The 2812-nt window shown below is 36.2% G+C and carries 5 protein-coding genes; 4 read left to right on the forward strand and 1 reads right to left on the reverse strand.

Annotated features, from left to right (window positions below):
- Window positions 1-102: 102 nt before the first annotated feature.
- Complete coding sequence (tadA, locus tag AO843_RS22960; RefSeq protein WP_156314026.1) at window positions 103-624, reverse strand: tRNA adenosine(34) deaminase TadA; 522 nt, start codon at window positions 622-624, stop codon at window positions 103-105.
- Window positions 625-895: 271 nt separating this feature from the next.
- Between tadA and AO843_RS22965 the strand changes: the two genes are divergently transcribed.
- The 4 genes from AO843_RS22965 to AO843_RS22980 form a co-directional block, all read left to right on the forward strand.
- Window positions 896-1231 carry an ArsR/SmtB family transcription factor gene (locus AO843_RS22965; protein WP_054613376.1) on the forward strand — a complete coding sequence of 112 codons (336 nt, stop codon included), beginning with the start codon at window positions 896-898 and terminating at the stop codon, window positions 1229-1231.
- 19 nt (window positions 1232-1250) lie between these two features.
- Window positions 1251-2198: a cation diffusion facilitator family transporter gene (locus AO843_RS22970; protein ID WP_054613377.1), complete on the forward strand. Its 948-nt coding sequence runs from the start codon at window positions 1251-1253 to the stop codon at window positions 2196-2198.
- A 69-nt stretch (window positions 2199-2267) separates the two neighbouring features.
- Entirely contained in the window at window positions 2268-2600 is a 333-nt protein-coding gene (locus tag AO843_RS22975; protein ID WP_054613378.1) for a metal-sensitive transcriptional regulator, read from the forward strand.
- A 33-nt stretch (window positions 2601-2633) separates the two neighbouring features.
- Window positions 2634-2812: copper ion binding protein (locus AO843_RS22980; protein WP_054613392.1), on the forward strand; the 179-nt coding region annotated here is incomplete at its 3' end.

Consider the following 2812-nt stretch of genomic DNA (forward strand, 5'->3'; position numbering starts at 1 on the left):
ATACATTACCCTAAATTCAATTGAAGATGCTTTTTTGTTTTGTCTAACCCGAAGGGGTCAGTTCAATCAAAGACGCCTTCTTTTTTCTTTTTATAAATTTTTTTAATTAGGTTCTTCTTTTTCAGCGATTCCTGCTTGTCGTGCCTTTTTCTCTGCTTTCTTTCGTTCACGTAAAGTTCGGAAAAAATCGGTTAAGATTTGTCCACATTCATCTGCTAAAATTCCTTCAGATACTTCGCATTCATGGTTAAAGCGTGCATCGTTTAATAAATGATAGAGTGAATCTACACAGCCTGCTTTGATATCTCTTGCACCATAGACGACACGCGGTACACGGGATTGCAAGATTGCACCTGCGCACATAGGGCAAGGTTCCAGTGTAACATAAAGAGTAGTTTCCTCGAGGCGCCAACTTCCTACTTTATTGCAGCCCTCTTGAATTGCCAAAAGCTCAGCATGTGTTGTTGCATTTTGAGTTGTTTCCCTTAAATTATGTGCCCTTGCTATAATTTTTCCTTTATACACAAGAATTGCGCCAATAGGCACTTCTCCAAGTGCGGCGGCCTGTTTTGCTTCTTCTAATGCTTGTTTCATAAATAGACGATCTGTTTCAAAAATATCCACTAAATATCTCTCCTTAAAAGTAGTTTATCCTGCTTAATTGGTAATTGCTACTTTTAACTTCTTTCAGCGGGTGTCCAAACACGCGCTGAAAGAAGTTAAAGTTCCAGCGGATGTCATGGAATCGGAAAGGAGTTCTTTATGTAAGCACAAAGTAGACTCCAGCGCAATTATGCTGAGTCATAATTGATTATTGACATTCCTATAATATCCATATATATTTATATATGAACACATGCTCATATATAAATATTTAAAAAAGGGGTAAACTTTTATGGATGAAAAATTAACAAGTTCAGAAGTTCAAAAAAACGCTGATCAGCATTTAGATGAAGAAACACTATTTATGGTATCTCAAACCTTTAAAGCATTAAGTGATCCGACCCGAATTCGCATTTTAAATTTACTATGCACAGATGAACATTCCGTCAATGATATTGCAGACATTTTAGATTTAGGGCAATCAACAGTTTCGCACCAATTACGTTTTCTAAAAAATTTACGATTGGTGAAATCCAGAAGAGAAGGAACAACGATCTATTATTCTAAGGATGATGACCACATAATGACTTTATTAAAGCAAGCTATTGAGCATGCGGCCCACAATTAAATGAAATGGAGGAATAAAAATGGGACATCAACACGACCATAGCCATGATCACACGCATGGTGCAAATAAAAAAGTGTTATTACTGTCGTTTATTATTATTACAGGGTATATGATAGTGGAGGCAATTGGAGGATTTGTAACCAATAGCTTAGCCCTTTTATCAGATGCAGGACACATGTTTAGCGATTCAATTTCTTTAGGTATTGCGATGTTAGCTTTTATATTTGGGGAAAAGGCTGCTAGCTATACTAAAACTTATGGATATAAGCGTTTCGAAATATTAGCTGCGGTTTTAAATGGCGTTACATTGATTGGGATAGCATTATTTATTTTCTATGAAGCGATCGAACGATTTGCAAATCCGCCTGAAGTGGCTACTACAGGTATGCTTATTATTAGTTCAATTGGTCTATTGATTAACATTTTAGTTGCATGGATTATGATGCGTGGTAGTGATACAAAGGACAATTTAAATATGCGTGGAGCTTTTTTACATGTACTTAGTGATATGCTTGGATCTGTAGGGGCTATTGTAGCAGCGTTATTAATTATGTTTTTTGGTTGGGGATGGGCTGATCCTCTAGCGAGTGTTGTTGTTGCTTTATTAGTAGTAAGAAGTGGCTACTATGTTACAAAAGCTGCTATCCACGTCTTAATGGAAGGAACACCAACAAATGTGGATGTTCAGGGGATTATTCAATTAATTGAACAGACTGAGGGAATAGAAAGCATTCATGATTTACACATATGGACAATTACTAGTGGAACCAATGCATTGTCCTGTCATGCAGTTGTAAATGAACACTTAAAAATTGCGGATAGTGAGCATATCTTACGGAAAATTGAACATAATCTTGAGCATAAGGGCATCAAGCATGTAACCATTCAATTAGAAACGGCTTCCCATCAACATGAAAATTCAATCTTATGTCAGTTGAATAATGTTCATGAGCATCATCATGAATAAAAAAAAATTTACGACTTGCATACCCTTCGAGGGTATAGTATTATAAAAGTGAAATAGGAGGTGTAGTGAATGGAGGAAACAGTAAAAGAGGATGCTTGTCATACTGAGGGAGCTATGTCTTGTCGAAAAAGCCATCACCCTGAGCGTGTGAAAAAGGATTTGACAACTCGTTTAAACCGTATTGAAGGTCAAATCCGTGGTATTAAGGGAATGATCGAAAAAGACGTTTACTGTGATGATATAATTACGCAGCTGTCTGCTACACAGTCTGCTTTAAATAGTGTAGCGAAAATTTTATTAGAAGGTCATTTAAAGGGTTGTGTTGTGGATCGTCTATCAGAAGGCGATGATGCGGTTTTGGATGAATTAGTAGTAACGATTCAAAAGTTAATGAAAAAATAGATGACAAAAAATATTTATAAGGAGAGATTTAATATGCAAAACGTATCGTTAAATGTACAAGGAATGTCATGTGGCCATTGTGTAAATGCCGTTGAAAAAAGTGTTGGTGCCTTAGCTGGTGTTGAACAAGTTAAAGTAAATTTAGCAGAAGGTTTAGTTGATGTTGCTTTTGATGATGCACAAGTATCACTTGACCAAATTAAAGAAACAAT

This window comes from Lysinibacillus sp. ZYM-1 (assembly GCF_001308875.1).
Classification (GTDB): Bacteria; Bacillota; Bacilli; order Bacillales_A; family Planococcaceae; genus Lysinibacillus.